At 70.0% G+C, this 24,811-nt stretch carries 22 protein-coding genes; 11 read left to right on the top strand and 11 right to left on the bottom strand.

Annotated features, from left to right (window positions below; translation table 11 throughout):
- The first annotated feature begins 364 nt into the window (after window positions 1-364).
- The 3 genes from MFF64_RS09240 to MFF64_RS09230 all read left to right on the top strand — a co-directional run bounded on the left by MFF64_RS09240 (window position 365) and on the right by MFF64_RS09230 (window position 3,604).
- A complete protein-coding gene (locus MFF64_RS09240) occupies window positions 365-610 on the top strand; it encodes a hypothetical protein (protein WP_099901130.1) in 246 nt (81 codons plus the stop codon).
- A 256-nt stretch (window positions 611-866) separates the two neighbouring features.
- Window positions 867-2,417 (top strand): DEAD/DEAH box helicase, encoded by a 1,551-nt coding sequence (locus MFF64_RS09235; protein ID WP_238190510.1) that lies wholly within the window; start codon window positions 867-869, stop codon window positions 2,415-2,417.
- Between the two features lie 122 nt (window positions 2,418-2,539).
- Window positions 2,540-3,604: a GGDEF domain-containing protein gene (locus tag MFF64_RS09230; RefSeq protein WP_238190508.1), complete on the top strand. Its 1,065-nt coding sequence runs from the start codon at window positions 2,540-2,542 to the stop codon at window positions 3,602-3,604.
- 40 nt (window positions 3,605-3,644) lie between these two features.
- On the opposite strand, the gene sufA is transcribed toward MFF64_RS09230, so the two are convergent.
- A complete protein-coding gene (gene sufA / locus MFF64_RS09225; RefSeq protein ID WP_099904452.1) occupies window positions 3,645-4,025 on the bottom strand; it encodes a Fe-S cluster assembly scaffold SufA in 381 nt (126 codons plus the stop codon).
- 118 nt (window positions 4,026-4,143) lie between these two features.
- On the opposite strand from sufA, the gene MFF64_RS09220 reads away from it, so the two are divergent.
- Window positions 4,144-4,752 carry a Uma2 family endonuclease gene (locus MFF64_RS09220; RefSeq protein ID WP_238190506.1) on the top strand — a complete coding sequence of 203 codons (609 nt, stop codon included), beginning with the start codon at window positions 4,144-4,146 and terminating at the stop codon, window positions 4,750-4,752.
- Between the two features lie 6 nt (window positions 4,753-4,758).
- Here the strand turns inward: MFF64_RS09220 and MFF64_RS09215 are convergent, their stop codons facing one another.
- From MFF64_RS09215 to MFF64_RS09185, 7 genes are all read right to left on the bottom strand, one after another.
- Window positions 4,759-5,148, bottom strand: coding sequence for an SUF system Fe-S cluster assembly protein (locus MFF64_RS09215; protein ID WP_099904448.1), 390 nt, complete (start codon window positions 5,146-5,148; stop codon window positions 4,759-4,761).
- A gap of 7 nt (window positions 5,149-5,155) precedes the next feature.
- Window positions 5,156-6,400 carry a cysteine desulfurase gene (locus MFF64_RS09210; protein ID WP_099904446.1) on the bottom strand — a complete coding sequence of 415 codons (1,245 nt, stop codon included), beginning with the start codon at window positions 6,398-6,400 and terminating at the stop codon, window positions 5,156-5,158.
- 64 nt (window positions 6,401-6,464) lie between these two features.
- Window positions 6,465-7,784 (bottom strand): SufB/SufD family protein, encoded by a 1,320-nt coding sequence (locus tag MFF64_RS09205; RefSeq protein WP_099904444.1) that lies wholly within the window; start codon window positions 7,782-7,784, stop codon window positions 6,465-6,467.
- A 2-nt stretch (window positions 7,785-7,786) separates the two neighbouring features.
- Window positions 7,787-8,539: a Fe-S cluster assembly ATPase SufC gene (sufC, locus tag MFF64_RS09200; protein ID WP_238190504.1), complete on the bottom strand. Its 753-nt coding sequence runs from the start codon at window positions 8,537-8,539 to the stop codon at window positions 7,787-7,789.
- A gap of 74 nt (window positions 8,540-8,613) precedes the next feature.
- On the bottom strand, window positions 8,614-8,832 hold the full coding sequence (locus MFF64_RS09195) for a hypothetical protein (RefSeq protein WP_099905027.1): 219 nt from the start codon (window positions 8,830-8,832) through the stop codon (window positions 8,614-8,616).
- 4 nt (window positions 8,833-8,836) lie between these two features.
- Window positions 8,837-10,306, bottom strand: a complete 1,470-nt coding sequence (gene sufB, locus MFF64_RS09190) for a Fe-S cluster assembly protein SufB (protein ID WP_099905025.1) — start codon at window positions 10,304-10,306, stop codon at window positions 8,837-8,839.
- Window positions 10,307-10,374: 68 nt separating this feature from the next.
- Entirely contained in the window at window positions 10,375-11,550 is a 1,176-nt protein-coding gene (locus tag MFF64_RS09185; protein WP_099905023.1) for a cysteine desulfurase family protein, read from the bottom strand.
- A 160-nt stretch (window positions 11,551-11,710) separates the two neighbouring features.
- Here MFF64_RS09185 and MFF64_RS09180 point away from each other — a divergent pair, with 160 nt between their 5' ends.
- Window positions 11,711-12,463, top strand: a complete 753-nt coding sequence (locus MFF64_RS09180; RefSeq protein ID WP_099905021.1) for an alpha/beta hydrolase — start codon at window positions 11,711-11,713, stop codon at window positions 12,461-12,463.
- Between the two features lie 137 nt (window positions 12,464-12,600).
- Here the strand turns inward: MFF64_RS09180 and MFF64_RS09175 are convergent, their stop codons facing one another.
- Window positions 12,601-13,554, bottom strand: coding sequence for a polyphosphate kinase 2 family protein (locus MFF64_RS09175; protein WP_238190502.1), 954 nt, complete (start codon window positions 13,552-13,554; stop codon window positions 12,601-12,603).
- A 93-nt stretch (window positions 13,555-13,647) separates the two neighbouring features.
- Between MFF64_RS09175 and MFF64_RS09170 the strand changes: the two genes are divergently transcribed.
- The 3 genes from MFF64_RS09170 to recD2 all read left to right on the top strand — a co-directional run bounded on the left by MFF64_RS09170 (window position 13,648) and on the right by recD2 (window position 20,823).
- Window positions 13,648-14,241, top strand: a complete 594-nt coding sequence (locus tag MFF64_RS09170; protein ID WP_099902365.1) for a histidine phosphatase family protein — start codon at window positions 13,648-13,650, stop codon at window positions 14,239-14,241.
- A 151-nt stretch (window positions 14,242-14,392) separates the two neighbouring features.
- Window positions 14,393-18,475 (top strand): Pls/PosA family non-ribosomal peptide synthetase, encoded by a 4,083-nt coding sequence (locus tag MFF64_RS09165; RefSeq protein ID WP_238190500.1) that lies wholly within the window; start codon window positions 14,393-14,395, stop codon window positions 18,473-18,475.
- 119 nt (window positions 18,476-18,594) lie between these two features.
- The gene (recD2, locus tag MFF64_RS09160) at window positions 18,595-20,823 is read left to right on the top strand and encodes an SF1B family DNA helicase RecD2 (RefSeq protein ID WP_238190497.1); all 2,229 of its coding nucleotides are present in this window, start codon (window positions 18,595-18,597) and stop codon (window positions 20,821-20,823) included.
- Here the strand turns inward: recD2 and MFF64_RS09155 are convergent.
- Together MFF64_RS09155 and MFF64_RS09150 are read right to left on the bottom strand one after the other, a co-directional pair.
- Window positions 20,804-21,145: a hypothetical protein gene (locus MFF64_RS09155; RefSeq protein WP_133123651.1), complete on the bottom strand. Its 342-nt coding sequence runs from the start codon at window positions 21,143-21,145 to the stop codon at window positions 20,804-20,806. The genes recD2 and MFF64_RS09155 overlap by 20 nt on opposite strands.
- 43 nt (window positions 21,146-21,188) lie before the next feature.
- A complete protein-coding gene (locus MFF64_RS09150; protein WP_099906240.1) occupies window positions 21,189-21,725 on the bottom strand; it encodes a DUF2244 domain-containing protein in 537 nt (178 codons plus the stop codon).
- Window positions 21,726-21,814: 89 nt separating this feature from the next.
- On the opposite strand from MFF64_RS09150, the gene nth reads away from it, so the two are divergent.
- The 3 genes from nth to MFF64_RS09135 all read left to right on the top strand — a co-directional run bounded on the left by nth (window position 21,815) and on the right by MFF64_RS09135 (window position 24,806).
- A complete protein-coding gene (nth, locus tag MFF64_RS09145) occupies window positions 21,815-22,486 on the top strand; it encodes an endonuclease III (protein ID WP_238190534.1) in 672 nt (223 codons plus the stop codon).
- 196 nt (window positions 22,487-22,682) lie between these two features.
- Window positions 22,683-22,967, top strand: coding sequence for a hypothetical protein (locus tag MFF64_RS09140; RefSeq protein ID WP_133123650.1), 285 nt, complete (start codon window positions 22,683-22,685; stop codon window positions 22,965-22,967).
- Window positions 22,968-23,054: 87 nt separating this feature from the next.
- Window positions 23,055-24,806 (top strand): efflux RND transporter periplasmic adaptor subunit, encoded by a 1,752-nt coding sequence (locus MFF64_RS09135; RefSeq protein ID WP_099906234.1) that lies wholly within the window; start codon window positions 23,055-23,057, stop codon window positions 24,804-24,806.
- The last annotated feature ends 5 nt before the right edge of the window (window positions 24,807-24,811 follow it).

The following is a 24,811-nucleotide window of genomic DNA, read 5'->3' as shown; positions in this document are numbered from 1 at the left end:
AACCGGCGTAGAAGCCCGTCCAGGTGAAGACCGGCACCGGGGTGAAGACCGGCGGAGGGGCCGCGCGGCGCGGCAGGTCGGCAGCCGAAGCAGCCGCGGACAGGCCGACGAGGGCCACGGAGGCGAGGAGGATCTTCTTCATTCTCTGACTGGTCCTGATTGGCGAGAGCCGGCGCGCTTCTATCCCCGGTCGGTCACCCGGTCTGTCGCATTCCTGCAACGAGGCCAGGGTTTACCCCGCCACCCGTCAACGAAACGTGAATCGGCGGCGACCGCCGATCCAAAAAATCGAGCAGCTGCGATCACTTAGCATTAACCATGATCCGTCACGGTCCATCCGAGGAACTGCCGCTGAGGAATCGAGATGGACGCTTTCGGGCGCGAGACCGCGCCGCCTTCCCTGCTCCGGCGCACCTGGAGGATGGCCTTGTTCGCCGTCGCGGGCTCGCTGGCGGCGACGCATTTCCTCGCCTCGCGCACGCCCGCGGGCCCCGGCCGCGAGACGGTCGCGTCCTTGCGCGGCATCGTCGAGCCGGAGACCACCGGGTCGATCGCCGGGCCTGCGGCGCGGACGCGGCTCGACCCCTGCAGCGCACCGTTGCGCCCTTGAAGGGGCGGGGAGAAAGCCGCGGGCGCGACAGGCCCCGTGCACCGAACAAATCCCGGTCAGCACTTGACAAATGGGCTCGCATCGGGCGTGTCCTGCGGGCGGTCGCGTGCCCGACGCGACGGAGCAATGGCGTGAACGTCCCACCTCGGCGTCTTCGGCGCGGGACAGGCTGCGAAACGACTTTGCATCCCGGCCGTTGCCGCGACGGTGTCTCCGCGCCGGCCCGATCCGCCCGCGCGCAACGGTTCTCTTCAGGATGTCATTCGCCGAACTGGGTTTAAGCGAGAAGGTCCAGCAGGCCGTCGAGGCCGCGGGCTACACCACGCCGACCCCGATCCAAGCTCAAGCCATTCCGCATGTCCTCGCGCGGCGTGACGTTCTGGGCGTCGCCCAGACCGGCACCGGCAAGACGGCGGCGTTCACGCTGCCGATGCTCACCCTGCTCGAGCAGGGCCGGGCCCGGGCCCGGATGCCGCGCACGCTGATCCTCGAGCCGACGCGCGAGCTCGCCGCGCAGGTCGAGGAGAATTTCGAGCGCTACGGCAGCAACCACAAGCTCAACGTCGCGCTCCTGATCGGAGGCGTCTCGTTCGCCGACCAGGACCTCAAGATCACCCGCGGCGTCGACGTGCTGATCGCGACCCCGGGGCGGCTCCTCGACCATTTCGAGCGCGGCAAGCTGCTGCTCACCGGCGTCGAGCTCCTCGTCATCGATGAGGCCGACCGGATGCTCGACATGGGGTTCATCCCCGACATCGAGCGGATCGTGAAGCTGGTGCCGTTCACGCGCCAGACCCTGTTCTTCTCCGCGACGATGCCGCCGGAGATCCAGCGCCTCGCCGACGACTTCCTGCACAATCCCGTCCGCATCGAGGTGGCGCGCCCCGCCTCCACCGCTACCACCATCACCCAGCGGCTGGTCGCGACCGGTGCGGAAGGGCACCAGAAGCGCAAGACCCTGCGCAAGCTGATCCGCGCCGCCGAGGAACTGAACAACGGCATCATCTTCTGCAACCGCAAGCGCGATGTCGCGCAGCTGCAGAAGTCGCTGTCGAACCACGGCTTCAACGTCGCGGCCCTGCACGGCGACATGGACCAGCGCGCCCGCATGGCGGCGCTCGACGCGTTCCGCTCCGGCGAGGTGCCGCTGCTCGTGGCCAGCGACGTGGCCGCCCGCGGCCTCGACATCCCGGCGGTGAGCCACGTCTTCAACTTCGACGTGCCGCATCACGCCGAGGACTACGTGCACCGGATCGGCCGCACCGGCCGGGCCGGCCGCAGCGGCGCCGCCTTCACCCTGGTCGGCCGCGGCGACGAGAAGTCGCTCGCGGCGATCGAGGCGCTGATCGGCCAGCCGATCGCCTGGGCCGAGGGCGACCTCGCCAGCCTGCCCGACGAGGAGGCCGCTGAGCCGGAGCGCCGCGGCCGGGGCGGACGCGGCCGCCGCGACGAGGGACGGGCCGAGGGCCGTCGCGACGAATCGCGGCGTGACGAGGGACGCCGGGACGAGACCCGCCGGCGGCGCGCCCGTGGCAACCGACAGGACGAGGCCGAGACGCCCCCGCCGTCGACGTCGCGCCGCAACGGCGAGGCCCCGCGCTCGACGGCCGAGCGGCGCGGGCCGGATGAGCGTCGCGTTCCGGAGGAGCGCCGTCACCCCGACGAACGCTCCGCCGGCCGGCGGAGCGACCGCGGCCGCAACCGGGACGACGATGCGATGCCGGAGGCCGAGATCGGCATGGGCGCTCACGTTCCAGCCTTCCTGCTACGGCCAGTCGTACTGAAGAAGCGGACAGAGAACGAGTAGACCCGGGTTTCTCGTTTGCCAGGCCTAAATCCCTCTGCGCTTTAACTGCTTCTCCACGGACCGCCCCTACAGGTCATAGGGAGGCGCCGGCACGAAGCCGACGCCCAGCGCGGAGATGTTCGATGCCTGACCTGAGCAGCGCCGAGCTTGATCGGAGCTTGTTGTTCGGTCAGCGTGCCATGGAGCTGATGAAGGCGTACCGCTCCTCGGCCACGCCGCGCAGCTACGCCGTCTGGTACACCTATGTCGCGGGCCTGAACCCGCAGCTCATCGATGCCGTCAAGCGGATCACCGCCGAGCACGGAGTGCTGGCCGACACCCATGTCGACCAGCTCTTCGAGACCTATCTCGACGGCCGCCGGCTCGCGACCGAGACCGAGCGGGCGAGTACCGGCGTCCTGGCCGAGATCGAGCAGATCATGGAGATGCTGGACACGGCGCTCGGCTCGACGGCGCGCTACGGCGCCTCGTTGCAGGCGTTCAGCCAGGATCTTGCCGCGCCGGTGGTGAACCGCGCCCGGGTGCGGGAGATCGTCTCCTCGCTCGTCGTCACCACCCGGGACGTCGCCGCCAACAACCGCACCCTCGAGGCGCGGATGCGCGAGAGCCGCAACGAGATCGAAAGTTTGCGCGAGACCCTCGAGGCGGTGCGCGTCGAATCGCTGACCGACCCCCTCACCGGCATCGGCAACCGCAAGCATTTCGAAGAGATGCTGCACAAGGCCGTCGATCACGCCGCGGTGCAGGGCCAGCCGCTCTGCCTCGTCGTGCTCGACATCGACCACTTCAAGCGCTTCAACGACCTCTACGGCCACCTCACGGGCGACCAGGTGCTGCGGCTGGTGGCGATGACCATGCGCGAATGCGTCGAGCCGCGCACCACGATCGCGCGGTTCGGCGGCGAGGAATTCGGCATCATCCTGCCGGGCAGCGACCGGCGCGAGGCGCAGGAAGTGGCCGAGAAGGTCCGCACCAGCGTGATGGGCCGTGAACTGGTCAAGCGCTCCACCGGCGAGAGCCTCGGGCGGATCACCATCTCGGTCGGCCTCGCGGTCTTCCGGCGCGGCGACACAGCGGTGTCGCTGCTCGAGCGCGCCGACCACTGCATGTTCACCGCCAAGCGGGCGGGCCGCAACCAGGTGATCGACGACAGCCTGCCGGTCGAGACCATGCACGACGTCGCCTGAGACCCCGCCCCAGGGGCGGCGCCGGGGCGGGGAGACGCCCTCAGGCGTGGGCCGTTGCCAGGGCGTTCGGGTCGGCGGGGGTGATCGCGACCGATTCGCCGCAGCCGCAGGCCGAGGTCTGGTTGGGATTGTTGAACACGAACTGCGATGCGAGCTTCGTGGTCTGGAAATCCATCTCGGTGCCGAGCAGGAACAAGACCGCCTTCGGGTCGATGAAGACGCGAACGCCCTTGTCCTCGACCACGTCCTCGCCGGCCTTGCGCTCCTCGGCGTATTCCATCGTGTAGCTCATGCCGGCGCAGCCGCCGTTCTTGACGCCGACGCGCAGGCCCGCGATGGGGCGCTCGGCGTCGGCCATGATGCGCTTGATCCGCTCGGCGGCGGCTTCGGTCAGCGACATCACCTTGAAGCTCGGTGCCATGTTCAAAACTCTCTCCGGCGGCCGGGTTCAAGGCCCGGGCGGTTGAGGCGTGACGTTACGATCCGAAGATAAGCATCCCCGCCCCCGCGGTCCACCGCCGGACGTGCTAGGATGGGCCGTGACGGAGGCGGAGATGGCGGATGCGGTGCACCGGCGGATGACGCCGGAGGAATTCTATCGCTGGCAGGAGGGTCAGGACGAGCCTTTCGAACTCGTCGACGGCGTTCCGATCCCGAAGCATCGGATGATGACCGGGGCCAGCGTCCAGCACGACCGGGTGACGGTGAACGTCATCATCACTTTAGGGACTCAGCTTCGCGGCTCGCGCTGCCGGCCGACCACGGACGACGTCTCGCTTCGCACCAGCATCACCACGATCCGGCGGCCGGATGTCACGGTCGAGTGCGGCGAGATGGTCTACGACACCCACGAGGCCCGCGAACCGCGCCTCGTCGTCGAGGTTGTTTCCCCGTCTACGACCGCTGTCGACCGGACCGTGAAGCTGGAGGAGTACAAGCGTCACCCGACGCTGCGATACATCCTGCTCCTCGAGACCGTGGCGCCGGTTGCCCTGCTCTATCGCCGGGAGGCGGAAGGCTGGCAACCGGAACTGTTCGAGGGCCTGGACGCCGTGATCGACCTGGCTGAAATCGGCGCGCGGCTGGCGCTCGCCGAGATCTATGACGGCCTCGCCTTCCCGGAGCGCATCACCGACGCGATGCGCTGACCCGCCTCACCACATGTCGAGCGCGATGCGGGCCTCGTCGGACATCCGGCTCTGGTCCCACGGCGGGTCGAACACCATCGTGACGCTGCAGCCGGCGACGCCCGGCACCGCCGACACGGCGTTCTCGACCCAGCCCGGCATCTCGCCGGCGACGGGGCAGCCCGGGGCGGTCAGGGTCATGTCGATGGCGACGTTGCGGTCGTCGGCGATGTCGACCCGGTAGATCAGGCCGAGCTCGTAGATGTCGGCCGGGATCTCCGGATCGTAGACGGATTTGAGCGCCGCCACGATACCGTCGGTCAGGCGGTCCATCTCCTCCGGCGGGATCGCGGAGGCGGTCACCTGGGCGTTCACCTGCGGGGTGTTGGCGCCGCTCGCGGCTTGGGTATCGGTCATGGTGTCCTCACGCGAACATCCGTTCGGCCCGGGTCAGCGCCGAGACGAGGGCGTCGATCTCCGCCGTCGTATTATACAGGCCGAACGAGGCGCGACAGGTGGAAGTGGTGCCGAAGCGCTTGAGCAGCGGCATGGCGCAATGGGTGCCGGCCCGCACCGCGACGCCCTGGCGATCGATGACGGTCGCGACATCGTGGGCATGGGCCCCCTTCATCTCGAACGAGATCACCGCGCCCTTGTCCCGCGCGGTCCCGATGATCCGCAGGCTGTTCATGCCGCGCAGCCGCTCCTGCGCGTAGGCGAGGAGCGCCGCCTCGTGCGCGGCGATGCGATCGCGGCCGAGATTCATCATGAATTCGAGGGCGGCGCCGAGCCCGATCGCCTCGATGATCGCCGGAGTGCCGGCCTCGAAGCGGTGCGGGGGCGCGTTGTAGGTGATGCGCTCCTCCTCGACGATCTCGATCATCTCGCCGCCGCCCTGATAGGGCGGCAGGCGCTCCAGCCACTCCTTCTTGCCGTAGAGCACGCCGATGCCGGTCGGCCCGTAGACCTTGTGGCCGGTGAAGACGAAGAAGTCGCAATCGAGGGCCTGGACGTCGATCGCCTGGTGCACCGCGCTCTGCGCCCCGTCGAGCAGCACCGGCACGCCGTGGGCGTGGGCGATGCGGACGATCTCCTCCGCCGGGGTGATCGTGCCGAGCACGTTCGACATGTGGCTGATCGCCACCATCTTGGTGCGCGGGGTGAAGAGCTTCTCGTACTCCTCGACCAGGAAGTTGCCCTCGTCATCGACGGGGGCGAATTTCAGCACGGCTCCGCGGCGCTCGCGCAGGAAGTGCCAGGGCACGATGTTGGAATGGTGCTCCATGATCGACAGGATGATCTCGTCACCCTCGCCGATCAGCCCGGCCCAGCCTAGGCAGGTCGCCACGAGGTTGTAGGCCTCGGTGGCGTTGCGGGTGAAGATGATCTCGTCGGTGGAGCGGGCGTTGAGGAACTGGCGCGTGGTCTCCCGCGCGCCCTCGAAGCCGTCCGTTGCCGCGTTCGCCATGAAGTGCAGGCCGCGATGCACGTTGGCGTAGGCCGTCTCCATCGCCCCCGACATGGCATCGATCACCGCCCGCGGCTTCTGCGCCGAGGCGGCGTTGTCGAGGTAGACCAGCGGCTTGCCGTAGACCTGCTGCGACAGGATCGGGAATTGCGCCCGGATCGCCTCGACGTCGTAGGGGGTCTGGAGGACGGGTGCGTTCATGTCGGGCTCTCGTGCGGGGCGTGAGAGTGGGCCGGCCCCGGTCGGGCCGGCCCGTCTTCAATGTTTAGCCGCGGCGGGCGAGCCAGGCCTCGATCTCGGCGATCATCGCCTCGCGGGCCCCCTCGTGGGTGACCGCCTCGATCGCCTCGCCGAGGAACGCCTGGACCAGCAGGCTCTCGGCTTCTGGACGCGGCAGGCCGCGGGCCATCAGGTAGAACAAGAGGTCCTCGTCCGGCGCACCGCAGGTAGCACCGTGGCCGCAGGCCACGTCGTCGGCGAAGATCTCCAGCTCCGGCTTGTTCATCATCTGCCCCTCGTCGGTGAGGAGGAGACAGTCGGACTTCATCTTGCCATCGGTCTTCTGGGCGACCTGACGGACGATGATCTTGCCCTGGAACACGCCGGTAGCGTCGCCGTCGATCACCGTCTTGAACTGCTCGCGGCTGATGCCCCCGAGCGCGGCGTGGTCGGCGAGCAGGGTCGAGTCGGCGAGCTGGCCGTCGCGGATCATCGCGGCGCCGTTGACGGTCGCGGTCGCGTCGTCGCCTGCGAAGTGCAGGTAGAGCTGGTGGCGCGACAGCACCGCCCCGGTCACCACGTTGACGGTCTCGATGTGCGAGCCGGCGCCGAGACGGGCCGAGACGGTCGAGAGCGCGATGGCAGCGTTGCCTTCCAGGTTCAGCCGGCTGTGCAGCACCCGGGCACGGTCGCCGACCACGACGTCGAGAACGTCGTTGGGCTGGTAGGCGATCCCGTCCGGGCCCTCGTGGCTCTCGAGGAGCGTCACCTCGGCCTCGTCGCCGGCGACAACCAGTACGCGGGTCGCGGTCGAGAACGGGGCGGAGCCGGTGCCGACGAAGCGCAGGTGCAGGGCCCGCTCGATCTTGGCGCCGTCCGCGACCCGGATCACCGCCCCGTCCGCCATGAAGGCGGCGTTGAGCTGGTAGATCGGGTTCTCGCGGGTCTGCGCCACCGGGGCGAGGTGGTCGAGGAGCGGATGACCCTCGGCCATCGCCTTCGCGAACGGCACCACCTCCAGGCCCTCGGGGAGACCGGCGAGGTCGGAGAGCGCCGCCACGAGATGGCCGTTGACGAAGGTCAGCCGCGCGGCCTCGATCCCGGCGAAGCCGCGGGCAGCCTTGACGGCGTTGCGCGCCGTCTCGGCGTCGGGCGCCTCGGCCGGCGGCGCAGCCTCACGGAGTGCGGCCCGCAGGTCGGTGTACTTGAACGCCTCGACGCGGCGATGCGGCAGGCCCGCCGCCTCGAAGTAGCGAAAAGCCTCCTCGCGGGCGATGGCTGCCCCCGGGAGCTTGAGCCGCTGAACCTCGAACAGCTTCGTCAGCCCGGTCTCGGCGGCAGTGCGGAGAGTCGTGACGTCGGCCATGGTTACGCGGCCTCGCTCGTCCGGTACTCGGCGTAGCCCGAGGCCTCGAGCTCGAGGGCGAGCTCCTTGCCGCCGGACTTCACCACGCGGCCCTGCGCCATCACGTGCACGGTGTCGGGCACGATGTGGTTGAGCAGGCGCTGGTAGTGGGTGATGACCAGGAAGCTGCGGTTCTGGGCGCGAAGCGCGTTCACGCCTTCCGAGACGATGCGCAGCGCGTCGATGTCGAGGCCCGAATCGGTCTCGTCGAGGACGCAGAAGCGCGGCGACAGCAGCGCCATCTGCAGGATCTCCATGCGCTTCTTCTCGCCGCCGGAGAACCCGACATTGAGGGCGCGCTTGAGCATCTCGCGGTTGATCTCGAGCTTGTCGGCCGCCGCGAAGACCTGACGCATGAAGTCGGGCGTGGTCAGCTCCTCCTCGCCGCGGGTCTTGCGCTGGGCGTTCATCGCCGCCTTGAGGAAGGTCATGGTGCCGACGCCCGGGATCTCCAGCGGATACTGGAAGGCCAGGAAGATGCCGGCGGCGGCGCGGGCATCCGCCTCCATCTCCAGGATGTTCTCGCCGTCGAGCAGGATCTCGCCGTCGAGGACCTCGTAGTCCTCCTTGCCGGCGATGACGTAGGACAGGGTCGACTTGCCGGAGCCGTTCGGCCCCATGATGGCGGCGACCTCGCCGTCGTTGACGGTCAGGCTCAGGCCGTTGAGGATGCGCTTGTCCTCGATGTTGACGACCAGGTTCTTGATCTCGAGCATGGTGATGAGTCCTGTCGGACCGGGCGGTCATCCCGTGGGAAGACCGCCGGTCGGCATATCGTTGAAATCTCTGATTAGTCGACGAGTTCGAGCCGCCGTTCGATACGCTCGAGCCGGTGCTTGATCGAGGCGATGTCGCCGTGATCGAATTCCTGCAGCGTCACGACGCCCGCGAGATGCTGACGAATGGAGGTCAACTCCGCCCGCATTCCGCGCATGTCGTCCTTGATGCCGGAGATGTCGCTGCGGATCGCCCGCAGGTGTTCGAGCACGATGTTATCCGGCTCGGCCATGGCGTCAGCCCACCGAGCCTTCCAGGCTGATCGAGATCAGCTTCTGGGCCTCGACGGCGAACTCCATCGGCAGCTGCTGCAGCACGTCGCGGACGAAGCCGTTGACGATGAGCGCGGTCGCCTCCTCCTCGGAGAGGCCGCGCTGCTGGCAGTAGAACTTCTGGTCCTCGGAGATCTTCGAGGTGGTGGCCTCGTGCTCGAACACCGCGGAGGCATTCTTCGACTCGATGTAGGGCACGGTGTGCGCCCCGCACTGGTCGCCGATGAGCAGCGAGTCGCAGTTGGTGAAGTTGCGCGCGCCCTTGGCCTTCTTGTGAGCCGAGACCAAGCCCCGATAGGTGTTCTGCGACCGGCCGGCCGAGATGCCCTTCGAGATGATCCGGCTCGTCGTGTTCTTGCCGAGGTGGATCATCTTGGTGCCGGAATCGACCTGCTGCATGCCGTTCGACACCGCGATCGAGTAGAACTCACCCCGAGAGTTGTCGCCGCGCAGGATGCAGGACGGGTACTTCCAGGTGATCGCCGAGCCGGTCTCGACCTGCGTCCACGAGATCTTCGAGTTCGCGCCGCGGCAATCGCCACGCTTGGTCACGAAGTTGTAGATGCCGCCGCGGCCTTCCGCGTCGCCCGGGTACCAGTTCTGCACCGTCGAGTACTTGATCTCGGCGTCGTCGAGGGCGACGAGCTCGACCACCGCGGCATGGAGCTGGTTGTCGTCGCGCCGCGGGGCGGTGCAGCCCTCGAGATACGAGACGTAAGAGCCCTTGTCGGCGATGATCAGCGTGCGCTCGAACTGGCCGGTGTCGCGCTCGTTGATGCGGAAATAGGTCGACAGCTCCATCGGGCAGCGCACGCCCGGCGGGATGTAGACGAACGAGCCGTCGGAGAAGACCGCCGAGTTCAGCGTCGCGAAGTAGTTGTCGGTGACCGGCACGACCGAGCCGAGGTACTTCTTCACCAGCTCGGGATGCTCGCGCACGGCCTCCGAGATCGGCATGAAGATGACGCCGGCCTTGGCGAGTTCGGCCTTGAAGGTGGTGGCGACCGAGACCGAATCGAACACCGCATCCACCGCGACGCGGCGCTCGGGGGCGATGCCCTCCAGCACCTCGACCTCGCGCAGCGGGATGCCGAGCTTCTCGTAGGTCTTGAGGATCTCAGGGTCGATCTCGTCGAGCGACTGCGCCGCCTTGCGCTTCGGCGCGGCGTAATAGTACAGCTCGTCGTAGTTGATTTTGTCGTACTCGACCCGCGCCCAGTTCGGCTCCTTCATGGTGAGCCAGCGGCGATAGGCGTCGAGGCGCCATTCGAGCATCCACTCCGGCTCGTCCTTCTTGGCCGAGATGAAGCGGATCACGTCCTCGGAGAGGCCCTTCTCGGACTTCTCCATCTCGATCGTGGTCTCGAAACCGTACTTGTACTGATCGACATCGATGGCGCGGACGCGATCGACCGTCTCCTGCACTGCAGGCATACCCGTCTCCTACCGCTGACGGCTTCAAGGGCCGCGAGGTGATGACACGGCCGGGGTGGGCTGCATGCTCATGCGGCCCGTTCCCGACGCTTATATAGGGACGAAACCAGCCGATCGAAGGCCGCGAGGAACCTTTCCCCGTCGTCTTGCCGGCTGTTCCATCCCAAACTCACGCGCAGCGCCCCCGCGGACAGGGCCGGATCGACCCCCATCGCCGCGAGCACGCCGGAGCGCGATACCTTGCCCGAGGCGCAGGCCGACCCGGACGAGACCGCCACGCCGTCGAGGTCGAGGGCGATCAGGGCCGTCTCGGCCTTGAGTCCTGGCACCGCGACGTAGAGCGTGTTGGGCAGGCGCTCCGCCCCCGCCCCGAACACCACCGCGTCCGGTGCCCGCACCCGCACGCCCGCCTCGATCGCGTCGCGCAGAGTGGCGAGGCGGACGGCCTCCGCCGGCATGGCTGCCAGCGCCAGCTCGGCCGCGACCCCGAAGCCGACGATACCCGGAACGTTCTCCGTCCCGGCCCGCAGGCGCGCCTCCTGCCCGCCGCCGCGGAGGAAGGCGGACTCCAGGGTCACGCCCTCTCCGAGCACGATCGCGCCGACGCCTTTCGGTGCGCCGAGCTTGTGGCCCGACAGGGTCAGTGCGTCGGCGCTGAATATATTGCGCCCAACTGAAATTCGTCCAGCGGCCTGGACCGCGTCGCTGTGGAGCAAGGCGCCGTACTGGCATGTGAGCGCCGCAACCCTCGCCAGGGGTTGGACGATCCCGGTCTCGTTGTTGGCGGCCTGGACCGACACCAGGGCCGTCACGCCCTCAGTGGCGAGCGTCGCCAGCCGCGTCTCCAGTACGTCGAGGCGCAGGACCCCGTCGGCATCGACCGGCAGGACCTCGGTGTCGTCCGCCGGGAAGCGATGCCCCTGGAGGCAGCACGGATGCTCGGTTGCACCCATCAGCAACCGGGCCGGCGCTCGCAAGCCGCGCCGTCTCAAGGCGCCCGACAGGACCGCGTTCGCCGCCTCGGTGCCGCCGCTGGTGAACACCACCTGCGACGGTGCCGCCCCGACGAGAGAGGCGACCTTGGCCCGCGCCGCCTCGATGGCGGAGCGGGCAGCCCTGCCCTCGCGGTGGACCGAGGACGGGTTGCCGGGCAATTCCACGAGCGCGCGCGCGACCGCCTCCGCCACCTCGGGCCGCACGGGCGAGGTCGCGTTGTGGTCGAGATAGGCGCGCGCGCGCTCCATGCGCTGAATTCCTTTGCCTTTCCCCCCGGGGACCGTGCTAAGGGCCGCCCCGGACACGTGTCATCAGACGGTGCGTGCTCGCCGGCGCGAGGCCAGGGACGGCGGCACCCGGTTGTTTAGAATGGTTCTAGTCACCTAGAACCGTTCTAAGGGTGCTTTTATGGGAGACGGGACCCGAGTCAAGCTTCGGGTCTATGCTCCTCCTCCGTTCCCGTGCTGCGCTCACGCACCGTTGAAGCTTGAGAAGAGGTCGTTCATGCCCGAGGTCATCTTCGCCGGTCCCGCCGGTCGGCTGGAGGGGCGCTATCAGGCGCCGAAGCAGAAGGGCGCCCCGATCGCCATCGTGCTGCATCCGCACCCGCAATTCGGCGGCACGATGAACAACCAGATCGTCTATAACCTGTTTTACACGTTCGCGAATCGCGGCTTCGCGGCCCTGCGCTTCAACTTCCGCGGCGTCGGGCGGAGCCAGGGCTCGTTCGATCACGGCGTCGGCGAGCTGTCGGATGCGGCCGCGGCCCTCGACTGGGTACAGGCGGTCAACCCCGAGGCGCGGGCGTGCTGGATCGCCGGCGTGTCGTTCGGCTCGTGGATCGGCATGCAGCTGCTGATGCGCCGGCCGGAGATCGAGGGCTTCATCTCGATCGCCGCGATGGCCAACCGCTACGATTTCAGCTTCCTCGCCCCCTGCCCGTCCTCCGGCCTGTTCGTGCACGGCTCCGAGGACCGGGTCGCGCCGGCTCGCGAGGTGATGCCGGTGATCGAGAAGGTGAAGACCCAGAAGGGCGTCATCATCGAGCACCAGATCGTCGAGGGCGCCAACCACTTCTTCGACGGCAAGGTCGACGAGCTGACCCAGACGGTCGACACCTACCTCGACAAGCGCCTCGGCAAGCGCGACGAGGCGGCGTGAGGCACGAAGGTCGTCGATCGCTCGACGAATCTTCCATCCTCCCTGTCATCAACGCAGCCTCGCCGCCGACGCGAAACTGAGTTGATGACGCGGAGGGTGTCATTCCGATCGAGGATCCTTGATGTCCGGGTCGGCGTTCAATCCGGCACCGTGATCCCCGTCAGGTCCGCCTTCGGCTCCGGGAAGCGCGGGTCCATCGCCTCCAGCGTGTCGGCGATCAGCCGGGCGACGGCGAGGTTGCGGAACCACTTGCGGTTTGCCGGCACCACGTGCCAGGGCGCGAGCCGCGTGCCGCACAGGGTCAGCGCGTCCTGGAATGCCGCCTGGTAGGAATCCCAGGCCTGCCGCTCGACGAGGTCGGCGGGATCGAACTTCCAGTTCTTGGTCGGGTCGGCGAGCCGGCTCTCCAGCCGCTCCTTCTGCTCCGCCTTCGAGATGTGCAGGAAGATCTTGAGCACCGTGGTGCCCGAGAGGGTGAGCAGGCGCTCGAAGTCGTTGATGAGGTCGTAGCGCGGCCGCCACACCGCCTCGGGCACCAATCCCTTCACCCGGACGATCAGCACGTCCTCGTAATGGCTGCGATTGAACACCCCGATCATGCCGCGGCCCGGCACCTCGCGGTGGTAGCGCCAGAGGAAGTCGTGGTCGAGCTCCTCCTGGCTCGGCGTCTTGAACGACGAGACCCGGCACCCTTGCGGGTTCACGCCCTCGAGGACGTGGCGGATCGTGCCGTCCTTGCCGCCGGTATCGATGGCTTGCAGAACCACCAGCAGGCTGCGCTTGCGCTCGGCGTAGAGCCGCTCCTGCAGCGCCTGGATGCGGGCGCGCACCTCCGCCAGCTCGGCCTCGGCCGCCGCCTTGCCGTCGGAGGAGCCCGGCATGTCCGGGTCGATCTCGGTGAGCCGGCACGGCGCCTCGGGCCGGCACTGCACCACCCCCTGCGGCGGGACGGGGATCGTCGCGCCGTGCTCGGCGAGGAAGGCCGGATTCGCCGCCGCCAGCGATCCGGCCTCGCTCGCCCAGGCGGCGGAGGACGGGCGCGGATGGCCGGGGAGCGAAACCGGCTTGTCTTTCGGGTTCTTCTTCGACATCGGGAGGTGGTGGCTCCGGCGGGGATGGCGCGTGCGACGAATCGTGGAAGGAATAACGAGAGCCAAGCGGGGCCGTTCCGAGAGGGCCGACCGGTGAGCCGTGCCCCGATCTACTTCGTGCGCCACGGCGAGACCGACTGGAACGCCGAAGGCCGCCTCCAGGGCCAGCGCGACACGCCCCTCAACCGCAAGGGCGTGGCCCAGGCCGCGGAGGCCGGCGAGCGTCTGCGCGGCCTGCTCGGCGACGGCGTCGGCGCTCTTCCCTCCATCGCGAGCCCGATGGAGCGCACCCGGCACACGATGGAGGGCCTGCGCGCGGCTCTCGGCCTCGATCCCGCCGGCTACACCATCGATCCGCGCCTGCGCGAGATCGGCTTCGGCGCCTGGGAGGGCCTGACCTGGAAGGACGTCCGGCGCACCGATCCTGCCCGATCCCAGGCTCGCGACCGCGACCGCTGGGGCTTCTGCCCGCCGGGCGAGGGCGCGGAGAGCTACGCCATGGTGGCCGAGCGGGTGCGCCCGCTCCTCGACGCCCTCGACCGGCCCACACTCATCGTGGCGCATGGCGGCGTCGCCCGGGCCGTCATGGTGACGCTGGGGACCGCGAAGGCCGAGGAGGCGCCCCACCTGGAGATCCTGCAGGGCCGGATCCTGGTCTTCGAGGGCGGCGGGCGGCGCTGGGTCTGACGCCGCGTTTTGTGCCCGGCCATGCCTTGAACCGGCCCCGGTTCTCGTCCACCTCCCGCCTGCCCGAGATCGGGACGAACGCAGCGCCGGAGGCCGGAATCGGGCCGGCATCTCGAGGTCAACGGCCCGCCCGGGCCAGCGGAGTCGCTTGATGAACCACACCGCCGGGACCGTCCGCACGTCCAGCCCCGGGACGGGCCAGCCGGCCGTCCCGCCCGCAGGCGCGGCGGTGCTACGCGGCCCCGCACGGCCGGACCTCATCCGCGACGAGGTTCTGGCCGAGATCTTTCGCGACACCGCCCGGGAACGACCCGAGCACGCGGCGCTCATCGACGCGGCGAGCGGCACGGATGCGGCCTCGCGCACCCGCCTGTCCTACGCCGAGGTCGACCGGCGCTCGGACGCGATCGCGTCGGGTCTTGCGGCCCGCGGGATCGGGCCCGGCGACGTGGTGGGCCTGTGGATGGCGCGCTCGCCCGACCTCTTGGTGGCGCAGATCGGCATCACCAAGGCCGGGGCGGCCTGGCTGCCCTTCGACGCCGAGGCGCCCTCCGACCGCGTCGCGGTCTGCCTGAACGATGCCGACGCAAAGGCGCTGGTCGTCTCGAGCGCCCTCAAGGACAAGGCGCCCGCCGATACCTGCCCGGCCCTCACCCCGGACGAGGTCGCCGCCCGGGCGAACGGCCCGGCGCCGGACCTGCGCGCGGCCGGCCTCACCCCCGAGCACCCGGCCTACCTGATCTACACCTCGGGCTCGACCGGCGTGCCGAAGGGCATCGTCATCAGCCACCGCAACATCTGCCACTTCCTGCGCTCGGCCAACGCCCTCTACGGGATCACCGGCGACGACGTGGTGTTCCAGGGCGCCTCGGTCGCCTTCGATCTCTCGATGGAGGAGATCTGGGTCCCGTACCTCGCCGGCGCGACCCTGTTCGTGGCGAGCCCGGCCCAGATGGGCGACGCCGAGGCCCTGCCCGACATCCTGATCGAGGCCGGCATCACCGTCCTCGACACGGTGCCGACGCTGCTCGGGCTGATGACGAAGGACGTGCCGCGCCTGCGCCTGATCCTGCTCGGCGGCGAAGCTTTGCCCGAGCCGCTGATCGCCCGCTGGGCGACGCCGTCGCGAAAACTGTTCAACACCTACGGGCCGACCGAGGCGACCGTGGTGGCAACCGCCGCCGAGATGCGCCCGGGCGATCCCGTCACCATCGGCGGGCCGATCGCGAACTACACCGCCTACATCGCCGACGAGGGGCTGAACCTCGTCGGTCCCGGCGTGCAGGGCGAATTGCTGATCGGCGGCCCCGGCATCGCGAAGGGCTACCTCGCCCGGCCGGAGCTGACGGCGGAGAAGTTCGTCGCCAATCCCTATGGCGGCGACGGCTCGGACCCGGTGCTCTACCGCTCCGGCGACGCGGTCTCGCTCGATGCGGCCGGCCGCATCGTCTTCCACGGCCGCATCGACGACCAGGTGAAGGTCCGCGGATTCCGGGTCGAGCTCGGCGAGATCGAGGCCCGCATTCGCGCTCAAGGAGGCATCGCCTCGGCGGCGGTGGTCCTGCGCCAGGACGACGGGGTCGACCGGCTCGTGGCCTTTGTGGTTCCCGAGCGCGGTTTCGAGTTCGACCGCGGCCGGCTGCGCTCGGCGCTGGCCGAGACGATGCCGCCCTACATGATCCCGGCGCATTTCGAGGTGGTGGAGGGGCTGCCGGTGCTGGCCGCCTCCGGCAAGGTCGACCGCAAGGCCCTGCGCGCCCGGCCGCTGGCGGTGGTCGAGACCTCCGGCGACCAGGAGGAGCCGCGGGACGAGACCGAGGCCGCTTTGCTCGCCGCGGCCCACAAGGTGTTCGGCAACCAGCCGATCCCGTTCGAGGCCGATTTCTTCGGCGATCTCGGCGGCCACTCGCTGCTCGCCGCCCGCTTCGTCTCGGCGGTGCGCGAGGTGCCGGCGCTCGCCGCCATCACCCTCCAGGACGTCTATAACGGCCGCACCTTGAGGGCGATGTCCGAGACCCTGATCGAGCGCACCGGCGGGGCCGGCGCGGCAGCCGCGACCCACGACCTGTCGTTCGAGCCGCCGCCGCTGAGGCGGCGCTTCCTGTGCGGCCTCGCGCAGGCGGCGGTGCTGCCCTTCGTGATCGCGCTGGCGACGGCGCAGTGGCTCGGCATCTTCGTCACCTACCTGCTCATCACCGGCGGCGAGCTCGGCTTCTTCGCCGAGATGGCGGTGCTGCTGCTGGTCTATATCGGCCTCAACGCCGTCACGGCGCTCATCGCCATCGCGGTGAAGTGGCTGGTGCTCGGGCGCACGAGGCCCGGCCGCTATCCCCTGTGGGGCACCTACTATTTCCGCTGGTGGCTGACCCAGCGCCTGACGCCGCTCGTCCACGTGAAGTGGCTCCAGGGCTCGCCGATGATCCGCATCTACCTGCGGCTCCTCGGCGCCAAGGTCGGCGAGGACGCGCTCATCTCCGACATCGAGATCGGCGCGCCGGACCTCGTCAGCATCGGGCGGGGCGCCTCCCTCGGCGGCCGCCTGACGCTCGCCAATGCCGAGGTGGTCGGCAACGAGCTGGTCATCGGCCGGGTCTCGATCGGCGACGACGTCGCGATCGGCACCTCCTGCGTCGTCGGCTACGACACCCGGATCGAGGACCACGCGGAACTGGCCGACCTGACGACGGTGCCGTCCGGCACCGTCGTCGGCCGCACCGAGGCCTGGGACGGCTCGCCGGGCCGCAAGGTCGGAATGGTCGACCTCTCGGACCTGCACCCGGCGCCGGAGGCGTCGCGCGAGCGCCGGGCCGCGTTCTTCGTGATCTACGCCGCGCTCCTGGCGGCGATCCCGGCGGTGGGCCTGCTGCCGATCTTCCCGGCCTTCTACATCTTCGACCAGATCAGCGACTCGCTCGCGACGATGACCGACGTGGATTACCACGTCTACCTGCCGCTGCTGACCTGGCCGACCGCGATGCTGATGACCGCCGGCACGGTCGGGCTGATCGCCGGCATCCGCTGGCTGGTGCTGCCGCGCCTGCGCGCCGGCAGCTACTCGATCCACAGCGGCACCTATCTGCGCAAATGGGCGGTGGCGCTCGCCGCCGAGGTGACGCTCGAGACCCTCTCGTCGCTCTTCGCCACCGTCTACATGCGGGCCTGGTACCGGTTGATGGGCGCCGGCATGGGCCAGGGCGCCGAGATCTCGACCAACCTCGCCGGCCGCTACGACCTCGCCGAGGTGGGCCCGCGCAACTTCATCGCCGACGAGGTGGTCTACGGCGAGGAGGAGGTGCGCCGCGGCGTGATGGAGCTGCACCCGGTGCGCACCGGCGCCCGGGTCTTCGTCGGCAACGACGCGGTGGTGCCGCCCGGCGCCATCATCCCCGACGACGTGCTGATCGGCATCAAGTCGAAGCCCCCGGCCAACGACCGCATGGCGCCCGGCGAGACCTGGTTCGGCTCGCCGCCGATCAAGCTGCCGGTCCGGCAGAAGGTCGATCTCGGCCAGAGCAAGACCTTCGATCCGGGCATCTGGCCGCGGGTCGGGCGCGGCGTGTTCGAGGCGTTCACCTCCTCGTTCTCGCCGATGCTGTTCATCACCTTCGCCATCCTGGCGATCGACTTCGTGTTCTACCCGGCGATTCTGGCCGGCGACTGGGCGGGTCTCGCCGTCAGCTTCGTCGCCACCAGCGTGGTGATCGCGGTGCTGCAGACCCTGGTGGTCATCGCGGTCAAGTGGCTGCTGATGGGCCGCTACGAGCCCGGCATGCACCCGATGTGGTCGTGGTGGGCGATGCGCACCGAGGCGGTGGCGGTGATGTACTGGGGGCTGGCCGGCAAGGTGCTGCTCGAGCACCTGATGGGCACGCCGTTCCTGCCCTGGGTGCTGCGGCTGTTCGGCACCCGCATCGGCGAGGGCGTATGCCTGCTCGCTACCGACATCACCGAGTTCGACTGCGTCACCATCGGCGATTTCGCCTCGGTCAACCGGATGTCGGCGCTCCAGACCCACCTCTACGAGGACCGGGTGATGAAGGTCGGCCGGGTCGAGGTCGGCCGCGGCGTCAGCGTCGGCGCCTTCGCGACGGTGCTCTATGACACCAAGGTCGGCGACTACGCCCAGCTGCGCCCGCTCACCATCGTGATGAAGGGCGAGACGATCCCGGCCAATTCCCGCTGGGAGGGCGCGCCGGCGGTGCCGGTGGTGCATCAGGCGATGGCGGCGGAGTAGCGGCGGGGGATGAGGACGCGGCCGGAGGGCGTCCCGGCCCTCCGGCGGAACGGGACGACGCGCGGCCTCACCGTCGCCCTTGCGGCTCCCCCATCCCGTCCCGATCTCGAAGGGTGCCGATGGCCGCCTTCGCTTCCCCGCCCTCCCGCTCGCCCGACGCCCTCGCCGGGTCGATCGAGCGCGTCACCTTCCACAATGCCGAGAGCGGGTTCTGCGTCCTGAAGGTCAAGGCGCGCGGCCGCCGCGACCTCGTGGCGGTGATCGGCCACGCGCCGGCGGTGGCGGCGGGCGAGTGGGTGACCGCCACGGGGGCCTGGGTCAGCGACCGCGAGCACGGGCTGCAATTCCGCGCCGACACCCTGGCGGCGACGCCGCCCACCGGCGTCGAGGGCATCGCCCGCTACCTCGCCTCGGGCCAGATGCGCGGCATCGGGCCGGAAATGGCCAAGCGCATCGTCAAGGCCTTCGGGGCCGACACGTTCGCGGTCATCGAGGCCCATCCGGAGCGCCTGACCGAGGTCTCGGGAATCGGCCCGACCCGGGCGGCGCGGATCACCGCGGCCTGGGCCGAGCACAAGGTGGTGCGGGAGATCATGGTCTTCCTGCACGCGCACGGCGTCGGCACGGCCCGGGCGGTGCGGATCTTCAAGACCTACGGCACCGACTCGATCGCGGTGATGACGGAGGATCCCTACCGCCTCGCCCGCGACGTGCGCGGTATCGGCTTCCGGACGGCGGACGCCATCGCGACCCGGCTCGGCCTCTCGCCGACGGCACCCGAGCGCCTGCGCGCCGGCCTCGCCTACGCGCTCCAGGCGGCGATGGATGACGGGCACTGCGCCCTGCCGGTGCCGGACCTGATCGCCCGTGCGGCCGAGCTGCTGACCGTCGAGGCGAACCTGCTCCGCACCGCCCTGGTCGACGAGATCGGAGGCGAGTCGGTGGTGATGGACACGATCGCCGACGTGCCCCACCTCTTCCTGCGCGGCCTGCACACGGCGGAAGCGGCGATCGCCGAGCGGCTCATCGCCCTCGACGACGCCCCCCTGCCCTGGGACGAGATCGATGCGGGCGCCGCGCTCGCGAAGGTTGAGGCCGAGACCGGCCGGCCGCTCTCGCCCTCGCAAGCCGCGGCGGCCGCGACGCTGCTGAACGCCAAGGTCGCGGTGATGACCGGCGGGCCCGGCGTCGGCAAGACCAGCACCCTCGACGCGCTCTTGCGGATGCTGGACGAGGCGAAGGCCGAGGTGCTGCTGGCCGCCCCCACGGGCCGCGCCGCCAAGCGGATGAGCGAGCAGACGGGGCGCGAGGCTAAGACCATCCACCGCCTGCTCGAGATCGACCCGCGCCACGGCGGCTTCCAGAGGAACGAGCACAGCCCCCTGTCCTGCGACCTGCTGGTGCTGGACGAGGCCTCGATGATCGACGTGCCGCTGATGAACGCTCTCACCCGGGCCCTGCCGCGCCACGCCGCCCTCTGGCTGGTCGGCGACGTCGACCAGCTCCCGTCGGTCGGGCCGGGCCGGGTGCTCGCCGACGTGATCGCCTCCGGCCGGGTCGCGGTGGCACGCCTGACGGAGGTGTTTCGCCAGGCTGCCGAGAGCCGGATCGTCACGGGGGCCCACCGGATCAATGCGGGACGGATGCCCGAGGGCGCCGACACGCCGGACGGCGACTTCTTCGTGGTCCGGATCGACGATCCCGAGGCCGGGGCCGAGAAGCTGGTCGAGATCGTCACGCACCGCATCCCGCGCCGCTTCGGCCTCGACCCGGTCAAGGACGTGCAGGTGCTCTGCCCGATGACCCGCGGCGCCCTGGGGAGTCGCCACCTCAACCAGGCGCTCCAGCGGGTGCTGAACCCGAACCCGCCGGTCTCGGTCGAGCGCTTCGGCTGGGTCTTCGCCCCGGGCGACCGGGTGATGGTGGGGCAGAACGACTATGACCGCGAGGTCTTTAACGGCGATCTCGGGGTGGTGCTGCGGGTCGAGCCCGAGGACGGCTTGCTCACGGCGGGCTTCGACGGGCGCGAGGTGACCTGGCCGTTCGAGGAGCTCGACGCGCTGAGCCCCGCCTACGCGATCACGATCCACAAGTCGCAGGGCTCGGAATACCCTGCCGTGGTGATCCCGGTGGCCTTGCAGCACTACACGATGCTCGCCCGCAACCTGCTCTATACGGGCGTCACGCGGGGCAAGCGGCTGGTGGTGCTGGTGGCGCAGCCCCGGGCGGTGGCGATCGCGGTGCGGGGCGGGGTGAAGCCGCGGTTCACGAAGCTGGCGGAGTGGTTGCGGAAGCCGGCGAGGAAGCGGCTCTCGCGGACGAGTACAATCACGGCGTCACGCGAGTAATGCGACCAGGCCTGGCCTCGACAGTTCGAATCTCACAGATTCGCACCCGTTTTATTTTCAGGCCGAAGATCGTGTGTCCCAGGCACAAAATCATCTCCGAACGTTCGCCGGTATGTGTGTCCCTCACCAGAACGCGTACGAATTTTTGAGCCTGCGAAGCCCAACCCCATTTCAGGGTCCACGGGTTGTTGCAGCGCTGGGCTGCGATGATCTCCAGGCTGTGAGCAGCCTCCCATTCGCGCAGCATAGCTTCTGTCTGCGACGGGAAGACAAGATGGAACACAATTGCGCTCGCACAGACGAAGAGAGGTCCGAACAGCATGAGAAACAGCCCGGCAGTCGCAGCATAGAGCGCATAGCGCCCCTCAATACCCCTTCTTCACCTCGGCCAAGGCCTGCGTCAGCCCCTCCGCCACATTCTGCCGCTCCGCCGGCGAGGCGTCGCGGGCCACCAGCACCCGCTGGCCGCGCGACACGAAGGACAGCGACAGGAGCCCGTATTCCTCGTCCTCGACCTTGTGCAGCCGGGTCCAGAGTGGGTTGAACCGCCACTCCGCCCGCTCGCCGCGGTGGCTGACCCGGGCGACCAGCACCTCGATCTGGCTGATCACCACCTCCTCGAAGGAGCGGCCGCGGCGGGCGTTGAGGGTGAGGGCGAGCCACAGGGCCGCGATGTCGAGGCCGAAGAAGCCGGTGACCGGCCACATCCCCATCTGCAGGAAGGCGATCCCCGTCACCAGCGCGACGCCGCCGCAGGCCACCATGACGACCCGGAAGCCGAGGCGCGAGAGCGAGCAGTGCGGCCGGATGGTCGCGGAGAAGACCGGGCGCTCGATCGCGTCCGGGTCACGCCCGTAGGGGTGCCGTTCGGTCGCGTCGCCCGGTGCCTTGCCGCTCGCCATGCGACCAATATAAGGCGCGCATGACTCGCCGGAAGCAGGCTGCCCCCGACAAAATCACCGCACCGGTCAAGGCGGGGCTGGTGAAGCCCATGACCGCCCGCGCCACCACGCCGGAGCCGGTCGACGCCGCCACGCTCGCCGAGATCTTCGCCCGGCTCAGCGCCGCCAACCCGGAGCCGCGCTCCGACCTCGAATACCTCAACCCCTACACGCTCCTCGTCGCGGTGGTGCTCTCGGCCCAGGCGACCGACAGGAGCGTCAACCTCGCCACCGCGCCGCTCTTCGCGCGCGCCGACAACCCGGCGGCGATGCTGGCGCTCGGCGAGGAGACGGTGCGGCACCACATCCGCACGATCGGACTGTTCAACACCAAGGCCAAGAACGTCATCGCGCTCTCGCGCATCCTGATCGAGGAGCATGGCGGTGAGGTGCCCCGCGCCCGCGAGCACCTGGAGGTGCTGCCCGGCGTCGGCAAGAAGACCGCGAGCGTGGTGCTCAACGTCGCCTTCGGCGAACCGACCATCGCGGTCGACACCCACATCTTCCGGGTCTCGAACCGCATCCCGCTGGCGCCCGGCAGCACCACCGACAAGGTCCAGGCGGGGCTCGAGGCGATCGTGCCCGAGCCCTACCGCCTCAACGCCCATCACTGGCTGATCCTGCACGGGCGCTACGTCTGCAAGGCGAGAAAGCCGGAGTGCTGGCGCTGCCCGATCCCCGATCTGTGCCGCTACCCGGACAAGACCCCCGGACCGGCCTGAGGTCCAAGCTCCCGCTTCCCAGGCCACCGGAATCTGCTATCCTGGCGGCATGACGCTCCCCCGCTCCCTTGCGCGCCTCATGGCCGTGGTGATCGTGATGATCGCTGCGTGCGTCAGCGCGTCGGTGGTCGGGGTCTCAGCGGCCCAGGCCCATCAAGGGCATGCGCATCAGGGTCATGCCCATCACGAGGCGTCGGTGCAGACGCCCGTCGCGACGGCGCTGACCCTGGCCGAGGCGCATGTCGCCGCGCAGGGCCCGCGCGTCACTGCCACGCCCTGGGACGACGCGCCGGCCGCCCGGCCCTGCAACGGGCTGTGCTGCCTGATGGGGGCCTCCTGCTGCTTGCCCGGTCTGCTGCCGGAGGTCCTGGCGGCGTTCCCGAACCTCCGGCCGGCCCGCCGCCTCGCGGCGGCCGAGGACGCGCTGCCCTCCGGCATCGCGCCGGATTTTCCCGCCCGGCCCCCACGACCCTTCGCCTGACGCCCGCGTCCCGCGCTGTCGCGCCGCCCTGACGGGTGGCCGCCCGCGGGCGCCCCACGACGTCCGTTCGCGAAGGTTCCTCCCCCGATGGTCCCGTTCCGGTTGACGGCCGCGCCGCGCGCGCTGGCCGTGGCGCTGGCCCTGCTGGTGCTGCCGTTCCTCCTCAACCCAATCGATCCTGCCCAGGCCCATGAGGGCCACGACCACGGCGCTCCGCAGGCGCCGGTCTCGAAGACCATCGCGCCGCGGGGCGAGGCCTCCTCCTCCGCCTTCGAGCTGGTGGCGATCCCCCGGGGCGACGCGCTGGTGCTCTATCTCGACCGCTTCGCCACCGGCGAACCGATCACCGACGCTACCCTCGAGGTCGAGACGCCGTCCGGTCCCGCCAGGGCCGAGGCCGCTCCGGACGGCAGCTATCGCCTCCCCGCGCCCTGGCTGGCGAAGCGGGATCCGAAGGACGACCACCTCGACCTCGTCGTCACGGTGACGGCCGGCAGCGACGTGGACGTGCTGCCGCTGGCGGTCGCCCTGCCGAAGGCCGCCGAGCCTGCCGAGGCCGAGCATGCGGGCGAGCACGAGGGCGAGGGCTGGCTGCATGCGCTCACCGAGCACCTGACCGAGCGGTTCGCCGCCCGCGACCCGGGCGCCGGTCTTGCCGCGGCCGGGGGCTTCGTGCTCGGCCTCGCCACCATGGGGCTGATGCGGGCCGGCCGCCGGGCGCCCGTCCTCGCCGTGCTGGTGCTGGCCGCGACCCTGGTGCTCGGCGCCACCGCCTTCGCGCATGAGGGCGCGGACCATAGCCATCCCGAGAGCCGGGCGGCCTTCGTCCCGCCGCCCACCGACCTCGCCCAGCGCCTTCCCGACGGGACGGTGTTCGTGCCGAAACCCACCCAGCGCCTGCTCTCCCTGCGCACGCAGGTCGCGGCCGAAGCCGGCTACCGCCGCACCGTGTCCCTGCCCGGCCGGATCATCCCGGACCCGAATGCCAGCGGCGTGGTGCAATCCTCCGTCGGCGGGCGCCTGGCGCCGCCGCCGTCCGGCATCTTCCCGCGCCTCGGCACCCGGGTGCGCCCGGGCGAGGTGCTCGCCCTCGTCACCCCGCCGGTGCAGCGGGTGGATCTCTCCGACATGCGCCAGCGCCAGGGTGAGCTCGACCAGCAGATCGCCATCGTCCAGCGCCGGGTCGACCGCTACCTCAAGCTCGCCCCCGGCGGCGCGGTCTCGCAGGTGCAGCTCGACGAGGCGCAGGACGAGCTGAAGGGCCTCAAGGACCGCCGCTCCGCCCTCGATCGCATCCGCCTCGAGCCCGAGGTGCTGACCGCCCCCGTCGGCGGGGTGATCGCCGAGGCCGCGGCGGTCGCCGGCCAGATGGCGAATCCCGGCCAGATGGTGTTCCAGATCGTCGATCCGGCGAAGCTCTGGGTCGAGGCCCTGAGCTTCGATGCCCTGACGCCGGCCGCCGACGCCACCGCGCGGCTCGCCGACGGGCGCAGCCTGCCGCTTGCGTACCAGGGCGCCGGCCTCGCGGACCGCAACCAGGCGATCCCCGTCCAGTTCGCGATTCAAGCAGGCGCGGAGGGCCTGCGGGTCGGCCAGTTCGTCACCGTGCTCGCCGCGACCGATGCCGAGCAGCGCGGTCTCGCCCTGCCGCGGGCGAGCGTGGTGCGCACCGCCAACGGCCAGGACGTGGTCTACGCCCATACCGGCGCCGAGCGCTACGAGGCGCAAGCCGTGCGGGTCGCGCCCCTCGACGGGACCCGGATCCTGGTCGAGGCCGGGGTGAAGCCCGGCACCCGCGTGGTGGTCCAGGGCGCCGAGCTCCTGGACCAGGTCCGGTAGGGAGA

Origin of the sequence: Methylobacterium frigidaeris (genome assembly GCF_022179185.1) — a bacterium.
GTDB classification, from domain to species: Bacteria; Pseudomonadota; Alphaproteobacteria; order Rhizobiales; family Beijerinckiaceae; genus Methylobacterium; species Methylobacterium frigidaeris.
Note: the sequence above shows the minus strand (reverse complement) of the source record. Positions and strands in the feature narration are given on the sequence as shown.

What these genes read in the sequence shown, in the direction of transcription:
- nth (WP_238190534.1), top strand. Translation starts at nt 21,815, where the DNA reads ATGACCGCCCGCGCCACCACGCCGGAGCCGGTCGACGCCGCCACGCTC.
- MFF64_RS09165 (WP_238190500.1), top strand. Translation starts at nt 14,393, where the DNA reads ATGAACCACACCGCCGGGACCGTCCGCACGTCCAGCCCCGGGACGGGC.
- sufB (WP_099905025.1), bottom strand. Translation starts at nt 10,306, where the DNA reads ATGCCTGCAGTGCAGGAGACGGTCGATCGCGTCCGCGCCATCGATGTC.
- recD2 (WP_238190497.1), top strand. Translation starts at nt 18,595, where the DNA reads ATGGCCGCCTTCGCTTCCCCGCCCTCCCGCTCGCCCGACGCCCTCGCC.
- MFF64_RS09235 (WP_238190510.1), top strand. Translation starts at nt 867, where the DNA reads ATGTCATTCGCCGAACTGGGTTTAAGCGAGAAGGTCCAGCAGGCCGTC.
- MFF64_RS09185 (WP_099905023.1), bottom strand. Translation starts at nt 11,550, where the DNA reads ATGGAGCGCGCGCGCGCCTATCTCGACCACAACGCGACCTCGCCCGTG.
- sufA (WP_099904452.1), bottom strand. Translation starts at nt 4,025, where the DNA reads ATGGCACCGAGCTTCAAGGTGATGTCGCTGACCGAAGCCGCCGCCGAG.
- MFF64_RS09150 (WP_099906240.1), bottom strand. Translation starts at nt 21,725, where the DNA reads ATGGCGAGCGGCAAGGCACCGGGCGACGCGACCGAACGGCACCCCTAC.
- MFF64_RS09210 (WP_099904446.1), bottom strand. Translation starts at nt 6,400, where the DNA reads ATGAACGCACCCGTCCTCCAGACCCCCTACGACGTCGAGGCGATCCGG.
- MFF64_RS09205 (WP_099904444.1), bottom strand. Translation starts at nt 7,784, where the DNA reads ATGGCCGACGTCACGACTCTCCGCACTGCCGCCGAGACCGGGCTGACG.
- MFF64_RS09175 (WP_238190502.1), bottom strand. Translation starts at nt 13,554, where the DNA reads ATGTCGAAGAAGAACCCGAAAGACAAGCCGGTTTCGCTCCCCGGCCAT.
- MFF64_RS09230 (WP_238190508.1), top strand. Translation starts at nt 2,540, where the DNA reads ATGCCTGACCTGAGCAGCGCCGAGCTTGATCGGAGCTTGTTGTTCGGT.
- MFF64_RS09240 (WP_099901130.1), top strand. Translation starts at nt 365, where the DNA reads ATGGACGCTTTCGGGCGCGAGACCGCGCCGCCTTCCCTGCTCCGGCGC.
- MFF64_RS09135 (WP_099906234.1), top strand. Translation starts at nt 23,055, where the DNA reads ATGGTCCCGTTCCGGTTGACGGCCGCGCCGCGCGCGCTGGCCGTGGCG.
- MFF64_RS09180 (WP_099905021.1), top strand. Translation starts at nt 11,711, where the DNA reads ATGGGAGACGGGACCCGAGTCAAGCTTCGGGTCTATGCTCCTCCTCCG.
- MFF64_RS09195 (WP_099905027.1), bottom strand. Translation starts at nt 8,832, where the DNA reads ATGGCCGAGCCGGATAACATCGTGCTCGAACACCTGCGGGCGATCCGC.
- sufC (WP_238190504.1), bottom strand. Translation starts at nt 8,539, where the DNA reads ATGCTCGAGATCAAGAACCTGGTCGTCAACATCGAGGACAAGCGCATC.
- MFF64_RS09215 (WP_099904448.1), bottom strand. Translation starts at nt 5,148, where the DNA reads ATGACCGATACCCAAGCCGCGAGCGGCGCCAACACCCCGCAGGTGAAC.
- MFF64_RS09155 (WP_133123651.1), bottom strand. Translation starts at nt 21,145, where the DNA reads ATGCTGTTCGGACCTCTCTTCGTCTGTGCGAGCGCAATTGTGTTCCAT.